This is a genomic window from Actinoplanes sp. NPDC026670 (assembly GCF_040638175.1).
Taxonomy (GTDB): domain Bacteria; phylum Actinomycetota; class Actinomycetes; order Mycobacteriales; family Micromonosporaceae; genus Actinoplanes.
The window spans coordinates 1-1,145 of the sequence record NZ_JBEZXU010000209.1; the positions used below are offsets into that span (position 1 = coordinate 1).

Annotated in this window: 2 pseudogenes; one reads left to right on the plus strand and one right to left on the minus strand. The window is 71.1% G+C overall.

Annotated features, from left to right (window positions below):
* Window positions 1–357, plus strand: a pseudogene (locus tag AB0E94_RS53145) (D-alanine--D-alanine ligase); the annotation flags it as partial.
* Window positions 358–438: 81 nt separating this feature from the next.
* Here AB0E94_RS53145 and AB0E94_RS53150 read toward each other — a convergent pair.
* Window positions 439–1,145 (minus strand): annotated as a pseudogene (locus tag AB0E94_RS53150) (hypothetical protein); the annotation flags it as partial.

The window sequence follows — 1,145 nt, forward strand, 5'->3', positions numbered from 1 at the left end:
GACGGGCCGCGCGCCCTGCCGGCGGTGGAGATCATGCCCCGCAACGGGGTGTACGACTACGCCGCCCGCTACACCGCGGGCCGGACGACCTGGCACACGCCCGCGCGGCTGGGGCCGGAGGTGGCCGACGCGGTGGCCGATGTCGCGCTGGCCGCACACACCGCGTTGGGCCTGCGGGATCTGAGCCGCGTCGACCTGATCGTGGACTCCGCCGGGCAGCCGCACGTGCTGGAGGTCAACGTCTCGCCGGGGATGACCGAAACCTCGCTGCTGCCACTCGCGGTCCAGGCCGCCGGCCTCGACTTCGGCCGGATGATCGGAACCCTGGTGGGCCGCGCCGCAACCCGGCACCCCTGACCGCCCGGCCACCCCGACGCCGCGCTCATCAGTCAGTGGGCGGCCGAAGGAATTCCTCGGGATGGCCGCCCACTGCGCGTTCTACCGCTCCGGCCGTCTGGTTTCCGTAGTGGGCGCCTCGACTTCCGACTCCTCCGCCGGAGGGGTCTCCTCGGCGAACTCGATCACGGACACCGGCTCGCCCTCCGGTGGATCCTCGTCGACTGCGGGCTGACCCGTGAAGCTGGACGGCGCCTGCCACTGGATACGCGGGGGCTCGACCAGCGGTCGTCCCCCGAATTCCGCCAGCCAGGCGGCAACCATGGCGAGGTTCTCCCGCCACCGCGCCTCCGAGATCGGCGGCAGGATGGAGTCCCACAGGGAGAGGAACGTCCCCCGTAGCTGGAGTTGCCCGTAGGGCCGGGCGAGGAACCACATGTGCAGGTGCGCCGAGCCGTCACCCCAGCGGTTGACGTGCACCCGGGCGACCCCGTCGAGGGACCGGATGGCCCGCTCCAGCCGTACGGTCATCACCCCCAACTCGGCGGCGAGCAGATTCGGCAGGTCTCCGAGGTCCAGATGCGAGCGGGATTCCAGGATCAGCACCATCGGCAGCCCGGTGGGGCGGTCCATGGCGCGCACCCGCCATCGCTCACCCACCCAGATGTAGGCGTCGTCGGGAGCCTTGCAGGTCGTGCATTCCCGGTGCCCCTCGCCCTTACGCGGCGGTTCGACCGGGACCGGATCGTCGAGTTGCTTTACACGAAGGTCGCCCTCGAAGGGAAAGGACGGCCACTGGGTGAAGTCCG